Raw genomic sequence first — 15,146 nt, forward strand, 5'->3', positions numbered from 1 at the left:
TCGCGCGCATGGACCAATTCGCCGACTGGGTGATCCAGGGTGTGCCCATCGGGTGCATCTACGGTCTCGTCGCCGTCGGGCTCGTCCTCACGTACAAGACCTCAGGTGTCTTCAACCTCGCGTTCAGCGGCCAGGCGTTCTTCTGCGCATGGTTCTGGTACGACCGCATCGAGAACCACGGCTGGCCGATCTGGCTGAGCTTCGTGATCACGGTGTTCGTGGTCGCACCACTCGTCGGTCTGCTCCTCGACCGCGCGCTGTTCCGATTCATGCGAACGGCGTCGTGGCAGGTGAAGCTCGTCACCGCGCTCGGCCTCGTCGTGGCCTTCCCCGAGATCGTCAAGGCGCTCTATAGCTACACGCCGGCCACGTTCGTCCCGAGCCTCTCCGAGACGTTCATCGGGCGCAGCCCGTTCGATCCGTTCCAGATCGGCGACTACACGATCCCGCCCGACGCCGTGATCGTGGTGATCGTCACCGTGGTGGCGGCAGCGGCGCTCGGGCTGCTCTTCCGCTACACCGCGATCGGCCTTCAGATGCGGGCGGTCGTGGAGAGCCCACGCATGGTGGAGCTCGCGGGCGTCGACTCCGACCGAGTGGGCATGGTCGCGTGGATGCTCTCGAGCACCGTCGCCGGGCTTGCCGGCGTGCTCCTTGCGCCGCTGTACCAAGAGGTCAACGGCACGGCCTATCAGCTGGTGATCGTGGCCGCGATCGCCGCAGCTTCGGTCGGCCGGTTCACCAACATCCCCATGACGCTCGCCGGGGCCATCGGCATCGCGTTCTCGGCGCGGGCCCTCCAGGACATCATCGGCGGGACGAACATCGCCGACGACATCCAGCCGTCGTTGCCGTTCCTGGTGCTGTTCCTGCTGCTCGTGTTCTGGTGGCGGCTTCGGGAAGGCACGGCGGCCGCCGATCCTCTTGCCGGCGTCGATCCGCCCCCGCCGGCCATGGCCCAGGAGTACAAGGACGCGGCGCTCCAGAAGACGACGAGGATCATCTTCCCGGTGTTCATGCTCGGCTTCCTCGTGGTGATGCTCACGCTGGTGAGTGGTCCGTGGGTTGGCCGCATCACGCTCGCGTTCGTCTTCGCGATCATCTTCCTGTCGATCACCGTGTTCACGGGCTTGGGCGGGCAGATCTCCTTGGCGCAAGCGACGTTCGCATCGGTCGGTGCCTTCGGCGTGGCGCACCTCGCCCGCGACCTCGACGTGCCGGTCCTGCCCGGCCTGCTCATCGGCGCGGTGGCCGCCGCCGCGCTGGGCGCGGTCCTCGTGTTGATCATCGATGGTCTGCCCGCGCTGATCGGCCGCTTCACCGGTCGCGCGCCGGGACGCCTCTCAGGGCTCTACCTGTCGCTTGCCACGTTTGCGTTCGCGTTGATGATGGACAAGACGGTGTTTCGCCGCGAGTCGGTGATCGGAGGCGACTCCGGCCTCGAGGTCAACCGACCCGACGCAATCTTGGGCGATGACGAGTGGTTCCTCGTGGTCTTCGCGATCTTCGCGGTCGTGGCGTTCCTCGTGATCCTCATCCGCAAGGGGACCACCGGCCGCGCCATGGCCGCGTTGCGCGGCAGCGACCCAGCCGCGGCGTCGATCGGCATCAATGCCCGGGCGTTGCGCATGACGCTGTTCGCCTTCTCCGCCGGAGTCGCCGGCCTCGGCGGCGGGGTGCTCACGTTGCACGCACAGAATGCGACGCCGCGAGAGACGATCTCGTTCCTCGGGATCGTCTGGGTGGTGCTCGTGGTCACGCTCGGCGCTCGGACGGTCGACGGCGCCGTCAACGCGGCACTTGGCTTCGTGATCTTCTCGACGTTCCTGCTGCCGGAGCTCGGCTTCCGCCCCGAGTTCGCCATCATGCTGTTCGGACTCGGTGCCATCACGTATGCCCGTCATCCCGAAGGGATCGTCGAGTTCCAGACCCGCAAGAGCATCCTCTCCACGATCCGACAGCGCGCCTTGGGTCTGCGCGCCAAGCAGCTGAAGCGCGAGGGCACGCTGCCCAAGGAGTACTGGCCGGTGCGACTCGCGGCGATGCCGGTACTCGCCGGCCCAGCGCTGTTCTTCGCCTACATCTTGATCGGGAGCCTGTTCACGGACGGCTGGCTCAGCGTGCGCAGCCCCACCATCCTCTTCTTCATCGTGCCGAGCCTGCTGTACGCGCTCGGGTGGGCCGTCGTGACGAGTGTGCGGCTCGAGCGGGATGGTGGCGTGCGGTTCGGTTGGCTCTACTTGGGCGCCGGGGGTGCGGTGGGCGCGCTCGTGGGCGTGTTCTTCGACAGCAAGGGCTGGCCGCTGCGAGGCAGCCTGCTCGACTGCGTGCTCGTCGGCATCGCCGCGGGAACGGCGGTTGTTGCCTTCTTCCTGTTGCCGGTGCACGTGCAACGCATCGCCAAGAAGCGCAACTGGGTCAGCACGCCGATCTCGTGGCACGCGGGGCGGGCTCCCGCCGGGTTCATTCTGTTCGGTGCTCTGCTCTTCCAACGGACCACGCTCACCGGCGGTACGAGCGGGAGCTTGTTCGAGCAGGGCAAACCGCCCGCGGGGTGGCCGGCGTTCTTTATCGTCACGGCCTTCGTGATCGCGTGGGTGCGCTGGGTGGCCGATGTGCAGGCCGCGGTGAACGAGCTCGCCATCGGGGGCGAGGGCTTCGAACCGCCCGAGGAGAAGGCCTTCGTGGCGGAGCGTGAGGTCGCGATCCCGGCGCCGACCGGAGGTGCGCAATGACCGACGTGGCGACCACGGCGGAAACGGCGAGTGCGCCGAACGGGCGCGGCAAGCTGCTGGACGCGCGCCAGATCACCAAGCGATTCGCGGGCATCACTGCGCTGAACGCGGTCGACATTGACGTCGAGTACGGCGAGCTGGTCGGGCTGATCGGTCCGAACGGTGCCGGGAAGACCACGTTGTTCAACTGCCTGCTCGGCATGCTGCGCCCGGAGGAGGGAAGCGTGGAGTTCGACGGGCGGGAGATCAGCGCGCTTCCCGTCTACAAGCGCGCGCGCCTCGGGTTCGGGCGCACGTTCCAGCGCCTCGAGCTCTTCGCCGGGATGACCGTGCGCGATCACTTCCTCGTGACCGAGCGTCAGCGCAACGGCTCGGGCCGGCTGTGGAAGGACCTGCTGAACCTGTCGAAGCCCACCGCCGACGAGCACGCGCTCGCCGAGCGCATGATCGAGCTGCTCGAGCTGAAGCGGGAGGCCGACGAGCCCGTCGAGTCGCTCAGCCTCGGGCGGGGCCGCCTCGTCGAGCTCGGGCGCGCGCTGATGACGCAGCCGAAGCTTCTGCTGCTCGACGAGCCGTCATCGGGTCTCGACGTGAAAGAGACCGCGGCCCTGGCTGAGCGGCTGGCGAAGGTCCAGCAGGACTACGAGTTCGCGGTGCTCCTCGTGGAGCACGACGTGGAGATGGTCCAGAGCCTCGTGACCCGGCTCTATGTGCTCGACTTCGGCACGATGATCGCGTCGGGACCCACCAGCGAGGTCCTCGGGAACGAGATCGTCCGCAAGGCTTACCTCGGAGACATGTGATGAGCGCTCCGACGACCACGCCAGCCACGCCGAGCCCCGCGTCGCCGAACGGCGCTCCGCTGCTCGAGCTGCGCGACATCGAGGCCAGCTACGGGCCGTTCCGCTCACTCTTCGGCGTCTCGTTCGCCGTGCGCGAGGGGTCGGTCATGGCGCTCCTCGGATCGAACGGCTCCGGGAAGACGACCGTCGTGCGGGTGTGCTGCGGTCTGCTCAAGCCGACGCTGGGTCACCTCTTCTATCAAGGGACCGAGATCACCGGCCGGCGGGCGTTCAGGCTCGCCAGGATCGGCATCGTGCACGCCCCCGAGGGCCGCTCTGTGTTCTCGACGCTCACCGTCGAGGAGAACCTCGTCCTCACCTTCCGCCAGGTCTTCGGCCGCCGTGGCGCGCGTGCGGCAGCGCAGAAGGCCTACGACCAGTTCCCGAGACTGGGGGAGCGGCGCAAGCAGGTGGCGGGCACGCTCTCGGGTGGTGAGCAGCGCATGTTGTCGCTGGCCCGGGTGCTCGTGCACGAGCCCAAGCTCCTGATCACCGACGAGCTCTCCCTCGGGCTGGCACCGGTGATCATCGACGAGGTGTACCAAACGCTCGCGACCATCCGTGAGCACGGCACGTCACTGCTGATCGTGGAGCAACACGTGCACCAAGCGCTCACGCTGGCCGACGACGTGGTGGTGATGTCGAAGGGCCGGGTGGCGCTCGCAGGTCCGGTGGACGAGCTCGGTGACGTGAGCGAGAGCATCCTGCCCGCGGTCCACGGCGAGGTCCCCACCGGCAACGGCGCCGGCTAGCGAAACTCGCCCAGGACGCGAGCGGGGCCGCCCCGGAGGGCGGCCCCTTTCCTGCTCGCAGTCCCTTGTTGCGTGTGTTCTAAGCCAGGTCGGAGGGCGCCCCTTCGAGCAGGATCTCCGAGCACGGGCCCGACTCCAGCACCGCCGGAGTACCGAGCGCGGTCAGGTTGCAGAATGCCTCAGCGGTGACCTTCCACTGCTTGCTGCCCTTCTCGAGGATCGCGCTCCCCGGAGGAGCAAGGCCAGGTGCGGGCTCGCCGCCGAGCACGAGATCGTAGAGCACATCGGCCGTCTTCTTGCCGGTGCACTTCACTTCATTCACCTGAACGGACGTGGTGGATGCCGCTTCCGCGTTCGCCGCGGAGCTCTCCTCGATGAGCGCGATCAGCGCCGGGCTCTCCTCCGGTGGGCTCATGTACTGGATGTACGGCAACTTATCCGCGGCCGTCGGCGAGGAAGCCCCGTCGAGGAACGCGAAGTACGCATTCTCGATGGCCTTGGCCGCCTTCTTCTTGCCCTTGCCCTTGCACAGTGGTGCTTTGGCCTTCTTCACCGCCGCGCCGCTCTCTCCGGCGATGCCGACCACGAGCGCACCCGCGGTCAGCGTGGCGATGAGCAGTACTCCTGCTCGTCTTCGCATGTTCCCCCCTGATTCGGGCCCTCGGGATGAGGGTTCAGCCCTCGTGGCCTGACGATGGTGTCAGGAATATAGCCGGGGCCGAGCCGCGCCAGACCGCGGGCGGGCCCTTTCGGGTCCCCCCGCGGTGGGACGTCGGAGGTGGTCCTCTCGGGCCGCGGCACCGAAGATGCCGGCGTGCAGGACCCGGGCGAGGGTGGCAACCATCTCGTCGGCCTCGACCCGCACCTGGCGGGTCTCGAGGTAGTAGTTCGATCGCTCGATCATCCCGACGAACGCAAGCGCGGCGATCCCGGGGTCGAGCTCCGGGGCCGCCACCTTGAGCCGGGTGGCCAGCTCCTGGGAGAACTGCGCGACGAGGTCGCCGCCGACCTTCCCCATCTCACTGTCGACGATCTCGGCCTCGGTCCACGAACGGATCACTGCGCTGTGCTTCGCGTAGAGCTCGCGGAAGCGCCCGAGCCACTCGTGCAGGTCGCGGTACGCGTCATCGGCCAACCCGTCACCATCGAGTCCACCACCATGAGGAGCGAGATCGGGGAGCTCGCGGGCAAGATGAACCATCGACTCCGCCACGTCCACCGCCAGGGCGTGGAACAGGTCTTCCTTCGACGAGAAGTACAGATAGAAGGTTCCGTGCGAGGTCTCGGCTGCCTTGACGATGTCGTCCACGCGTGCGGCGTGGTAGCCGCGGGCCGCGAAGACCGCCGCCCCCGCTTCGAGGAGTCGCTCGAGCGTCCGTTGCCCGCGCGCCCGCAACTCGCGATTGCGGGCGGGTGTCCCTGCCCGCCGGTCCGCCACGGCTCGCAAACTAGGTGGCGCCTGACGGGCGTGTCACCTTTCGGAGGCTCGCGATACGCTCCGTCGCCATGACCACGACTGCATCCAAAGCCCCGACGTTCGATTCGCTCTCGGAAGGCGACGAGGCTCCGCCGCTGTCCGAAGGACCGCTGACCCGCACTCACTTCGTGCGGTACGCGGGCGCGTCGGGCGACTTCAACCCGATGCACCACGACGACACGATCGCCACACAGATGGGCAACCCGTCGGTCTTCGGTCACGGCATGCTCACCGCGGGCCTGCTCGCCCGCCTGCTCAAGGACTGGTTCGGGCCGGAGGCGCTGCGCCGCTTCCAGATGCGGTTCTCGAAGCAGGTCTGGCCGGGTGACACGCTCACGTGCACGGCCAAGGTGACCGGCAAGCGCGAGGAGGGCGATGAGCGCCTCGTCGACGTCGAGTGCGCCGTCACCAACCAGGACGGTGTCGAGGTGCTCACCGGCACCGCGACGGCCGTCGTCGCCTGACCGCCGGGATGGGACTGCTCGACGGGCGCGTCGCAGTCGTCACCGGATCGGGCCGCGGCATCGGCCGCGAGTTCGCGCTCTGCATGGCCAGTGAGGGCGCCAGCGTCGTCGTCAACGACGTCGGCGTGAGTCTCGACGGCCAGGGCACGGAGGAAGACCCGGCGGCGCAGGTGTGCAAGGAGATCGAGGCGCTCGGATCGAAGGCCGTGGCCAACTACGACTCGGTCACCGATTTCGACGGGGCCCAGCGGATCATGCAGACCGCCGTCGGCTCGTTCGGCCGGCTCGACATCCTCGTCAACAACGCTGGCATCGTGCGCGACAGCACGCTCGTGAAGATGTCGGAAGCCGATTTCGATGCCGTGCTCGAGGTGCACCTCAAGGGGTCCTTCAACTGTGCCCGCCACGCGGCGCCGATCATGAAGGAAGCCGGCTACGGCCGGATCATCAACATCACGTCGTCGGCTGGACTGCGCGGCAACTTCGGGCAGACGAACTACGGCGCAGCGAAGGCTGCGCTCATGGGTCTCACGTTCATCTGGTCCATGGAGCTCGGCCGGTACGGGATCACCGTGAACGCGGTCGCGCCGGCCGGCGCCACTCGCATGACCGCAGCGTTGTTCGAGCGCTCCGGCGGCACGGCCCCTCCGGAGCAGGATCCTGCGCTCAACGCGCCGCTGGTGGCGTTCCTCGCGTCGGAGCGCGCCGCGCACGTGAACGGGCAGATCCTCGGACGCACCGACTACGCCTACACGATCTTCCAGCATCCCAAGCAGGTCGCGTTCATGTGGCGCGACGGTGGATGGAGCCCGGAGCAGGTTGCGGATCACTTCGACCAGGTTCTCGGTCAGCACCTCCAGCACGTGGGCATGGTGATGCCAGCCGGCATGGAGTACTCGGGCGAGAAGCAGCAGAAGTAGGACTCCTGCCGTGTATCGGTTGGGCGTGGTGGACGTCGTGTTCTGGAAAGAGGGCGATCCGATCCGGCGGGCCGAGCGCGCTCGTGACTTGGGCTTCGAGCACATCGACGTGAACGTCGAGGTGGATCCGGCGTCGCTCGTCCTCCCGGTCGGCTGCCCGACGGCGTACCCGAAGCCGCAACCCGGCTGGTGCACGACGCCCGCACCCCGCAATGAAGAGGGGATGTGGGAACGCACCGTCCGGTGGTTCGCGCGGTCACCGGGAGCGCTGCTCGAGCCGTGGGCGGGCTCCGTCGTGAACTCGCTCGAGACAGCCAGGGCGATGATGCAAGAGGTCCCGGGACTGCGGCTGCTCGTCGACACCGGGCACGTCTCCGACTGGGGTGGCGACGCGCTCGAGATGCTCGAGTACGCCGATCACATCCAACTCCGCCAGGGCAAGCCCGGCTCGACCCAGGTGCACATCGACGACCCGAGTGGTGTCGTCGACTTCGTTGCGGTGCGGCGTCGCCTCGACGACCTGGGGTACGAAGGGTGTCTGTCGGTGGAGTACTTCGACCTGCCCGAGCACGGCTGGGGTCTCGACGATCCCGTCGCGTGGGCCGTCGATCTCCGGACCCACCTGCTTCCCCTGCTTGCCGCCTAGAGCCTCTCCCGGAGCGGACCCTTCTTGATCTTCCCCATCGAGGTGCGCTGGAAGTCCTCGACGATCTCGAACACTTCGGGCACCTTGTAGCGCGCGAGGTTCTGCTCGCAGCGGGCTCTGAGCTGAGCCACGTCGAGTGCCGCGCCCGGCGCGGCCTGCACGAACGCGACGACGCGCTCGCCGAGACGCTCATCCGGCTTGCCCACGACCGCGCATGCGGCGACACGAGGGTCTTCGTGGATCACCCGTTCCACCTCGGCGGGGTACACGTTGGCGCCGCCGCGGATGATCAGGTCGTTGCGTCGGTCGGCTACGAACACTTCGCCCTGGTCGTCGAGGTATCCAAGGTCGCCGGTGTGCAGCACGCCCTCGCACAGCGCCGCCGCAGTCGCGTCGGGTTGGTTCCAGTAGCCGAGCATCGGCGTGTACACGCCGGCGAACGGGCCCGCGAGCGCCGGTCCCACACACAGCTCGCCGACCTCCCCGGCCGGGAGCTCTTTGGCGTCGTCGTCGATCGCCACGATCCGCACGTGCGGCAATGCACGCCCCGCGCTGTTCGGTACCGGTGCCTCGTCGGGGCGAGTCATGGTCACGGCCGTCGGAGCCTCGGTGAGTCCGTATCCGATCGTGACCTCGGCGCTGTAGCGCTCGCGGTACAGCTCGCGGAACGCCTCGGGGCAGTCGGCGCCGCCGACGCCCGGTGTGCGCAGCGTAGCGAGGTCGTCGGTCTGCACCTCTGGATGCGTGAGCAGATCGTGCAGGATCGCCGGCACGCTGGCGAACGTCGTCACGCGCTCGTCGCGTATCCACGCCGCAAGGCCGGCCGCGTCGACGCGGTCAATCGCCACGCAGGTGCCGCCCACTTGGTAAGCGAGCAGTGGCCCCAGCGCGATCAGGTTGAGGAGCGTCAGCGGAAGCATCACACCGAAGCGATCGTCCTCGTCGTACTGACCTCGGGCGCGTGCCACCGCACCGGGCAGCAGAAGGTTGTGCTGGCTGTGCACCGCACCTTTCGGGTAGCCCGTCGTGCCGCTCGTGTACGCGATCGCCGCCGGCGCGAACGGGTCCACCTTCAACGTCGGCCGCTCGCCGTCACCCGCTTCGAGCCACGTGAGCCACTCGCCTTCGGGTTCGAGCACCAGCGAGGCTGCGGCGTCGTCGAGGAGGTACAGCCGCTCAGGTGGCGCGAGCACGCGGTTGATCCCCACCCAGATCGCACTGATCCGCATGCACGCGAGGAACGCCACCACAATCGGCGCGTCGTTGGGCAGGCACGCCGCCACCCGATCACCGGGTTGCACGCCCGTGCTCGCCAACCCGTTCGCGACCTGGTTCACGAGTCGGTCGAGCTCGGCGTAGGTGGCGCGACCGGAGCGACCTACCAGCGCCTCCCGGTCCGGGTGCTCACGGAGACCACGGTCGAGCACGGCCGCGATGCTCTGAGGCGCGCCGTCTGGGATCTCCGGCCGCTCCGTCGGGGCAACCAACCCGTGTTCGTCCAAGGGTGTGCGAGGTTGGATCACACGGGCGCGGTGACGCCGCCCAACAAGGACGCCAGGTTGTCGCGCATGACGCGCCGCACGTCGGCATCGTCCAAGCTGTCGAGTCGCTCCGCGAACTCTGCGGGGTTCGCCAGCCCCTCGGGGTGCGGGTAGTCGGACCCGAACAGCACCTGACCCACGCCGATGGTCTCGGTCAGCGCCACGATGTCTTCCTCGTGGTACGGCGAGACGTACACGTGCCGCTTGAAGATGTCGCTGGGCCGCTCGGTGATGCGGCCACCGAGCCACGGGCCGTTGCGACCCATCCCGTTCATCTTGTTCATCACCTTGAGCAGGTACGGCACCCAGAGCGACCCGTTCTCCACACTCAAGCAACGCACGTTCGGGAACCGCCCAAACAGGTTGTGCAACACCAAGGCGGCGAACGTGTCCATGATCGGCCGGTCTCCGTACGTCGTGGTCCACTGGAACGCGGATTGGCGATGCGAGGATGGGTTCGCCCCCTCGCCCCAGAACGGCGCGGTCATCTCGTTGTAGCCCGACTCGCCGATGTGGAACGCGACGGGCACGCGCGCCTCGTCGAGTCGGGCCCAGAACGGATCGAAGTGGGGATCGGCGGGCGACCGACCGAACGCCGGCCCCGGACGAAGCCCGACCACGCGCGCGCCACGCGCGAGGACGAAGTCGAGCTCGGCGACCGCCTTGTCCAGATCTCGTAGGGAGAGGAGAGGGACGGCGAAGATCCGACCCTCGTGGTCGAAGCCCCAATCCTCGTCGAGCCATTCGTTGAACGCGTGGAAGTTGGCGTAGAGCTGATCGGGATCGTCCTTCATGAAGTGCTCGACGCACACGGCGAGCGTCGGAAACAGCAGGATCGACTCGACCCCTTGCTCGTCCATGCGCGCGAGGCGTGCGTTGCGCTCCACGTACTGCGGCTGGAGGGGCTCCACTGCATCGGATTCCTCGAAGTTGCCGCTGCTCAGGGCGCGCAGCATGTCGCGCAGCGCCCCGGGCTTCGTGACCGTGCTCGAGAACGGGTCGGCGAGGAACGTGAAGGAGCGATCGCCCACGAGCACGATCTCGTTCCCGTCGGCATCCGTCTCCACCCGAATCGCGCGGTCGCGCATTGATGGCTCGAGATGGCGCGTGAAGCAGTCGCGCGGCTCGTAGTAGTGGTTGTCGGCGTCGAAGAGCCGGTAGTCCACTCTGCAATACTGCCCCAGCCGTTCGGCTGGGGCAGGGGGAGTCCATGGACAAGGACTTGACGAGGCGACAGGTGCTCGCTCGGGGCGCCGGGCTCGGCTTCGCGGCCGCGGTCGCACCAAGCATCAGCCGTCTGCCGCTCGGAGGTTTGGTTGGTGGTGGGGGATTGACTGTGGTCGTGCCCGAGTACCCGTTCTTCGACGGCACCACGATGCGTGAGGCCCCCAAGTTGCTCAACTCGCTGGCGCGCAAGTACCAGCGCTCACAGGACTCGGACGCGCTCGTGATGACGCGCTTCTTGTTCTCGTACGTGCCCGTTACTCTGTTCGATCGGGCGTTCGCGACCGCGAACCCGGGCGACGAGCTACCGATGGGCTCGTACCTGTGGCTGTTCCACCTCTCCGGGTACTTCGGTGGTGTGTGGCTGCGCGGTGAGCTGTCGCGCACCGGACACAACGCCGGACTCACCAACTTCAGCAGTCCGCAGGATGAGGAGGGCTTCGCCAAAAACGTCAGTGACGCGGACGCGATCCTCGATGCGGCGCGGGCTTCCAACGGCAAGGTCTTGAAGTACAACGAAGACAGCCTGTTCGACAAGGAGAATCCTGAGGACCCCGAACAGCCGGAGCGAGGCCTCATCGACACCTTCGGATACAACGAGGGCTACCTGCTCCAGATCGTCGACGCGCCCCCTGTCGGACTGTCGACACCGCCTGGTTTCATCGACTGCCCGGCGAATCCAGCGCTGGCCCCGCTGACGTGCGGCTACTTGGTCAACCGCCTGGCTGCGTTGCGCACGTTCGAGCCGATCGCCGTGAAGCTCGCGGGCCGCAAGGGGAGGTACGCCGACCTCGCTGATCGGATCCCGTCGCTCCAGGAAGCCGGTATCGCGCGCGGACGCATGGTGTGGGACGGGCTGCTGAACGTGCAGGGCTTCTCGCAGGAGGCCTATGAGCAGCTGCTCGACATCTCGTCGGCATTCCTCGAGACGGTGCAGGCCACTGCGCTCGCGAGCGTCCAGGCGGCGGCCGACGGCAAGGTCGCGGTTGGTCGCAAGGCCGCGACCGCGAATGCTCTGCTGAAGCTGTGGCTCGACTCCTACATCGTCGGGATCACCGACGGTCGACCCGGCCGCGCGCTCCCGGAGTTCGAGGAGCAGTAGGACCATGGCCCTGCGCGTGCTCAACATGATGGGCGACGAGGCCGCTGCCGCGGCCCGCGCCGCCGTCACCGACGTGGAGATCGTGCCGGTGCCGTGGGGGGACGATCTCGACCTCGACGCCCTGAAGGGCGAGGTGCTCTTCGCCGCGTGGCACGGGCATCCGCTCGTCCAGCACCTCGACGATCTCGGCGTGCGCTGGATGCATCTGCCTGGCACGGGGATCGACTCGTGGCCGCGGCACCTCCTCGAAGGCCGGACCGTGACGTGCTCGCGTGGTGTGAGCGCGATCCCCATCGCCGAGTTCGTATTGGGGGGGATGCTCGCGTTCGAGAAGGACTTCCCGAAGTCCTGGCTCGCCGAGCCGCCGGAGCACTGGAACCTCGCGCAGCTCGGTGAGCTCGCGGGCAAGACCCTCGGCCTCGTCGGGCTCGGTGGCATCGGCATGGCCGTCGCGACCCGTGCGCTCGCCTTCGAGATGAAGGTGCGCGCTCTCCGCCGTACTGCGAAGCCCGCGAGTGACCCGGGCATCGAAGTGGTCACGGATCTCGGTGACCTCCTGGCGAGCGCCGACCATCTCGTGCTCGCCGCGCCCGGCACCGGGGCCACGAGGCACCTGCTCGACGCTGACGCGTTCGCCGCCATGAAGCCTGGCGTGCATCTCGTGAACATCGCCCGGGGCAGCCTGGTGGACCAGGACGCGCTGCTCGCCGCGCTCGACGACGACCGGGTGGCCATGGCGAGCCTCGACACCGTCGACCCCGAGCCGCTCCCCGCGGGGCACTGGATGTACTCGCACCCGAAGGTGCGACTCAGCGCGCACGTGTCATGGTCGTCACCCAACGCCACCGCCCGTATGTTCGAGTCGTTCGCGGCGAACCTGCGCCGTTACGTGGACGGCGAGCCGCTCGACGGTGTGATCGACCTCGACGAGGGTTACTGAGCCATGCCGGGTGCGGCTGCGGAGCGAACGGAGCGGATGGAGCGAAGCGGAAGTAGCGGAGTGGGAGCGAAGCCAGGGGCGGTCGTCGTTGGCACTGGGTTCGGTGTGCGTGTCCACGCGCCCGCGCTGCGCGGTGCCGGCTTCACGGTGGAGGCGCTCGTTGGTCGGGACGAGGAGCGCACCACCCGCCGGGCCGAACGCCTCGGCGTGCCACGTGGGTTGACCGATCTCGACGCGGCGCTCGCCGTCCCCGGCGTGGAGGCTGTGACCATCGCCACGCCGCCACACACCCATGCTGACATCGCGATCGCGGCCGCGCGTGCGCGCAAGCACGTGCTGTGCGAGAAGCCGTTCTCGATGGATGCCACCGACGCGTCGGCGATGCTCGACGCAGCCGAGAGCGCGGGCGTGACGCATCTCGTGGGCCATGAGTTCCGCTGGGCGCCCGAGCGCGCGGTCACGATGCGCGCCATCGCCGAAGGGCGCATCGGCGAGCCGCGACTCGTCTCGCTCGTGCAGTACGTGCCGCTCGTGGCCGATCCCGAGGCCCGTACGCCGCCGTGGTGGTTCGACCCAGGGTCCGGCGGCGGGTGGCTCGGTGCGTCGGGCTCACACGTCGTCGACATGGTGCGCGTATGGCTGGGGGAGTTCGCCGCGGTGAGCGCCCGTCTCAGCATCACGTCGCAGCGCCGCGACATCGCCGAGGACACGTTCACGATCCGCTTCCGCCTCGCGTCGGGCGTCGAAGGGGTGCTCCAACAGACCGCCGCGACCTGGGGGCCCATGGCCGGCATCACGCGGGTCGCCGGCACCCACGGCACGATCTGGCACGAGGGCGCCACGGTGATGCTCGCCGATGCCAACGGCGTGCGTGAGCTCGCGGTGCCTGACGACCTGGCCCTGCCACCACCGCCGACCGAGAGCGACGACCCCCGTCACCGGTTCACGCACCTCGAGCTCGGCCCGTTCACCCGCCTCTGCGAGGTGCTGCGCGCCGGCGTCGAGGGACGGTCGGTGACCAGCGCGGTCCCGATCCCGACCTTCGCCGACGGCGTCGCCGAGATGCGCGTGCTCGACGCAGTTCGAGAGTCGTCCGCCAACGACGGCGCCACCGTGACCCTCTAGCGCGTCGCGGTTACCAGCTGGTGCCGTAGCGGTCGCGGTGGGTGTGCCCCTCGTAGGGATCGCGTTTGGACGGGCCGAGCTGCTTGACGGGGTGACCGATCGGGATGATGGCCTGGGGCACGACGTGCGCGGGCAGGTCGAGCATCTTCTGGAGATCCTCGGTGAAGCCCATCGAGATCGTCGTCAACGCCGAGGCCAGGCCGAGCGCGGTTGCCGCGAGCAGCAGGTTCTGCGTCGCCGGGAAGATCGACGACGGCACGGTCACTTCGAGGCCGCGCTCGATGTCGGCGGCCACGACGATCAGCACCGGCGCATCGCGGTAGCCGCCACCGCCGATGCCATGCTCCACGTCGGCCATGAGACCGGCCGGCAGCCGCGCCTCGGCGAACTCGCGCCCGCCGCCCTCCCATGCCTGCTCGGCAAGGTCGAGCAGCTTGGAGCGCAGCGTGGCATCGCGCACCACGACGAACTCCCACGGCTGACGGTTCTCCGCACTCGGCGCGTGCACCGCGGCATCGAGCAGACGCGCCACGTCGGCGTCATCGACCGGCTCGTCCGTGAAACGCCGGTGCGCTCGCTGGTGGTGGACGAGGTCGAAGAAGTCGCTCACACGCGCTCGCCAACGCGGCGGAAGCTGTTCACGTACATGATCCGCAACGCGTCGTGCCAGCCCCACTCCTTGAACTCATCAGAGCCCATCTTGCCGATGCGCTTCTCCACGAGTGGGGTCATGCTCTTGAACGTCTTCTCGACGTCTTCGGTGTCCATCTCGTAGAAGTGCATGTAGCGCGGGTCGCCGCCGGTCACATTCTCGTACGGCGTGATCATCGAGTACCCAGGAACGGCGACGGCTGCGATCCAGTTGATGTGCACGAAATCGCCCCAGTCGCGGAGTGACTGTGCCTGGTCGGAGGTGGTCGGGCTGATGAGCACGAGCGAGAGGCCGACGGTTGGCTTCCCCGTGAGGCGGCCCTGGCCGGGCCGGGGATAACGCCGGAAGTGGTGGCCGGTGATCCCGTCGGGCGTGTCGGGCGCGCTGAACGCAGCGTCCACCTCGTACACACCGAGCGTGTCGAACTCGGGCAGCACCCGCGGCAGGTCCGTGCGGTCCCGATGCACGTTGATCCACCAGGTGGCACGGTCGACACCGGGGTGGGCGAGCACCTCGTCGACCCGCTTCGCTGCGTACTCGTCGGGCGAGAGCGTGTCGGTCATCTCCAGATACAGCGCAGCCGTGTTCCGATCTTCCATGCCCGCCGAGTCTACGAAAGGCCCTGGCAGCGCGCCCGCAGGCTCCCCAACCCAACGAGCAAGTGACGCTGAGGTTCCGTATTTCGACTCGAGCGTCACTTGCTCGGGGGTCGACCACGCGAAGGCG

Annotated in this window: 15 protein-coding genes; 9 read left to right on the forward strand and 6 right to left on the reverse strand. The window is 68.2% G+C overall.

Annotated elements, in window-relative coordinates; genetic code table 11:
* The first annotated feature begins 8 nt into the window (after positions 1-8).
* Genes WEE69_05650 through WEE69_05660 form a run of 3 tightly spaced genes read left to right on the forward strand, consistent with a single transcriptional unit; the run spans position 9 to position 4,329 of the window.
* Complete coding sequence (locus WEE69_05650) at positions 9-2,735, forward strand: ABC transporter permease (protein ID MEX1144771.1); 2,727 nt, start codon at positions 9-11, stop codon at positions 2,733-2,735.
* The gene (locus WEE69_05655) at positions 2,732-3,538 is read left to right on the forward strand and encodes an ABC transporter ATP-binding protein (GenBank protein MEX1144772.1); all 807 of its coding nucleotides are present in this window, start codon (positions 2,732-2,734) and stop codon (positions 3,536-3,538) included. The genes WEE69_05650 and WEE69_05655 overlap by 4 nt, the downstream gene beginning before the upstream one ends.
* Positions 3,538-4,329: an ABC transporter ATP-binding protein gene (locus WEE69_05660; protein ID MEX1144773.1), complete on the forward strand. Its 792-nt coding sequence runs from the start codon at positions 3,538-3,540 to the stop codon at positions 4,327-4,329. Before WEE69_05655 ends, WEE69_05660 begins: the two co-directional genes overlap by 1 nt.
* A 79-nt stretch (positions 4,330-4,408) precedes the next feature.
* Here the strand turns inward: WEE69_05660 and WEE69_05665 are convergent, their stop codons facing one another.
* Positions 4,409-4,969, reverse strand: a complete 561-nt coding sequence (locus tag WEE69_05665) for a hypothetical protein (protein ID MEX1144774.1) — start codon at positions 4,967-4,969, stop codon at positions 4,409-4,411.
* 60 nt (positions 4,970-5,029) lie between these two features.
* Entirely contained in the window at positions 5,030-5,767 is a 738-nt protein-coding gene (locus tag WEE69_05670) for a helix-turn-helix domain-containing protein (GenBank protein ID MEX1144775.1), read from the reverse strand.
* A gap of 68 nt (positions 5,768-5,835) precedes the next feature.
* Here WEE69_05670 and WEE69_05675 point away from each other — a divergent pair, with 68 nt between their 5' ends.
* Genes WEE69_05675 through WEE69_05685 form a run of 3 tightly spaced genes read left to right on the forward strand, consistent with a single transcriptional unit; the run spans position 5,836 to position 7,836 of the window.
* The gene (locus tag WEE69_05675) at positions 5,836-6,270 is read left to right on the forward strand and encodes a MaoC/PaaZ C-terminal domain-containing protein (protein ID MEX1144776.1); all 435 of its coding nucleotides are present in this window, start codon (positions 5,836-5,838) and stop codon (positions 6,268-6,270) included.
* 8 nt (positions 6,271-6,278) lie between these two features.
* On the forward strand, positions 6,279-7,190 hold the full coding sequence (locus WEE69_05680) for an SDR family NAD(P)-dependent oxidoreductase (GenBank protein MEX1144777.1): 912 nt from the start codon (positions 6,279-6,281) through the stop codon (positions 7,188-7,190).
* A gap of 10 nt (positions 7,191-7,200) precedes the next feature.
* Complete coding sequence (locus WEE69_05685) at positions 7,201-7,836, forward strand: TIM barrel protein (protein MEX1144778.1); 636 nt, start codon at positions 7,201-7,203, stop codon at positions 7,834-7,836.
* Here WEE69_05685 and WEE69_05690 read toward each other — a convergent pair.
* Positions 7,833-9,338 (reverse strand): AMP-binding protein, encoded by a 1,506-nt coding sequence (locus WEE69_05690; protein ID MEX1144779.1) that lies wholly within the window; start codon positions 9,336-9,338, stop codon positions 7,833-7,835. The two genes, WEE69_05685 and WEE69_05690, sit on opposite strands and share 4 nt — an antisense overlap.
* Before the next feature lie 17 nt (positions 9,339-9,355).
* Positions 9,356-10,543, reverse strand: a complete 1,188-nt coding sequence (locus WEE69_05695; protein MEX1144780.1) for an amidohydrolase family protein — start codon at positions 10,541-10,543, stop codon at positions 9,356-9,358.
* Positions 10,544-10,587: 44 nt separating this feature from the next.
* On the opposite strand from WEE69_05695, the gene WEE69_05700 reads away from it, so the two are divergent.
* Genes WEE69_05700 through WEE69_05710 form a run of 3 tightly spaced genes read left to right on the forward strand, consistent with a single transcriptional unit; the run spans position 10,588 to position 13,768 of the window.
* Positions 10,588-11,703, forward strand: coding sequence for a hypothetical protein (locus tag WEE69_05700; protein MEX1144781.1), 1,116 nt, complete (start codon positions 10,588-10,590; stop codon positions 11,701-11,703).
* A gap of 4 nt (positions 11,704-11,707) precedes the next feature.
* Positions 11,708-12,643 carry an NAD(P)-dependent oxidoreductase gene (locus WEE69_05705; GenBank protein MEX1144782.1) on the forward strand — a complete coding sequence of 312 codons (936 nt, stop codon included), beginning with the start codon at positions 11,708-11,710 and terminating at the stop codon, positions 12,641-12,643.
* Between the two features lie 60 nt (positions 12,644-12,703).
* Complete coding sequence (locus WEE69_05710) at positions 12,704-13,768, forward strand: Gfo/Idh/MocA family oxidoreductase (protein ID MEX1144783.1); 1,065 nt, start codon at positions 12,704-12,706, stop codon at positions 13,766-13,768.
* A gap of 10 nt (positions 13,769-13,778) precedes the next feature.
* Here WEE69_05710 and WEE69_05715 read toward each other — a convergent pair whose 3' ends face one another.
* Together WEE69_05715 and WEE69_05720 are read right to left on the reverse strand one after the other, a co-directional pair.
* Entirely contained in the window at positions 13,779-14,378 is a 600-nt protein-coding gene (locus tag WEE69_05715) for a nitroreductase family protein (protein ID MEX1144784.1), read from the reverse strand.
* A complete protein-coding gene (locus tag WEE69_05720; GenBank protein ID MEX1144785.1) occupies positions 14,375-15,019 on the reverse strand; it encodes a hypothetical protein in 645 nt (214 codons plus the stop codon). Before WEE69_05720 ends, WEE69_05715 begins: the two co-directional genes overlap by 4 nt.
* Between the last annotated feature and the right edge of the window lie 127 nt (positions 15,020-15,146).

Source organism: Acidimicrobiia bacterium (assembly GCA_040881685.1).
Classification (GTDB): domain Bacteria; phylum Actinomycetota; class Acidimicrobiia; order IMCC26256; family PALSA-555; genus SHVJ01.

Excerpts from the sequence above, each read along its gene's own strand:
- WEE69_05665 (MEX1144774.1), bottom strand. The coding sequence starts at position 4,969 with ATGCGAAGACGAGCAGGAGTACTGCTCATCGCCACGCTGACCGCGGGT.
- WEE69_05650 (MEX1144771.1), top strand. The coding sequence starts at position 9 with ATGGACCAATTCGCCGACTGGGTGATCCAGGGTGTGCCCATCGGGTGC.
- WEE69_05675 (MEX1144776.1), top strand. The coding sequence starts at position 5,836 with ATGACCACGACTGCATCCAAAGCCCCGACGTTCGATTCGCTCTCGGAA.
- WEE69_05720 (MEX1144785.1), bottom strand. The coding sequence starts at position 15,019 with ATGGAAGATCGGAACACGGCTGCGCTGTATCTGGAGATGACCGACACG.
- WEE69_05680 (MEX1144777.1), top strand. The coding sequence starts at position 6,279 with ATGGGACTGCTCGACGGGCGCGTCGCAGTCGTCACCGGATCGGGCCGC.
- WEE69_05660 (MEX1144773.1), top strand. The coding sequence starts at position 3,538 with ATGAGCGCTCCGACGACCACGCCAGCCACGCCGAGCCCCGCGTCGCCG.
- WEE69_05655 (MEX1144772.1), top strand. The coding sequence starts at position 2,732 with ATGACCGACGTGGCGACCACGGCGGAAACGGCGAGTGCGCCGAACGGG.
- WEE69_05700 (MEX1144781.1), top strand. The coding sequence starts at position 10,588 with ATGGACAAGGACTTGACGAGGCGACAGGTGCTCGCTCGGGGCGCCGGG.
- WEE69_05705 (MEX1144782.1), top strand. The coding sequence starts at position 11,708 with ATGGCCCTGCGCGTGCTCAACATGATGGGCGACGAGGCCGCTGCCGCG.